This is a genomic window from Vibrio sp. 03_296, assembly GCF_002265885.1.
Genome location: NZ_NPKW01000335.1, coordinates 1 through 823 on the forward strand (window position 1 = coordinate 1; position 823 = coordinate 823).

The window sequence follows — 823 nt, forward strand, 5'->3', positions numbered from 1 at the left end:
GTGGATGTGTTTGATTCCCAGCAGGCAGCAAAGTCCAACATGAAGGTCGCTACGTGATGCAAACAAGCATCTCGCTCAAGGAGGGTTACTCTTAGTTTTTCCTGCTGGTGAGGTATCGCAACTTGTTGATAGAAAGCAAAAACGCTTAGAAGATAAAGAGTGGAGCCGTTCTGTCAGCGCTCTGATCCGAAGACATAAAGCGCATGCACTTCCTGTGTTTATCGACGGGAAGAACTCACAACGCTTTTATCTTGCCGGCAAGATTCACCCTCTCTTGCGCACGCTGATGTTAGGGCGTGAATTGCTCAATAAGAAGCAGCAAGCGATTCCGATTGCCATTGGTCAGCCAATCACATTCAAAGAAGTACAACATTTGACGGATGAACAGCTGGTCAGCTATTTGCGTTTAAACACGTATTTACTCAGCGCTGAACCACCGCTTCACCACCAAATGGATCACGACACCAATCCCCCTCTCGCCGCGATTCGCAGAGCCATTAGAAAAGCAAAAGTGGTTATTGGATACTGGCGATGCTCCCAGAAGATGCTTTATTGCTTCGCCAAGGTAATTTTAGTGTCTATTGCACCACTGCCAAATACATTCCTTCGATTCTGCATGAGATCGKCAGGCAACGAGAGATCAACTTTCGCGCCGTTGGGGAAGGGACGGGTTATGCGATCGACATCGATCGTTTTGATCATCCATTATCCATCATCTGTTTGTCTGGGATGATGAAACCAGCACCTGGTTGGGGCATATCGCCTCGGTTTAGTGGATAAACTGCTGGAAAAATCTGGATTGGATGGGCTCTATTCGCGCACA

1 pseudogene is annotated in these 823 nt (G+C 47.6%); it reads left to right on the plus strand.

Annotated elements, in window-relative coordinates:
- Positions 1-823, plus strand: a pseudogene (locus CIK04_RS33735) (lysophospholipid acyltransferase family protein); the annotation flags it as partial.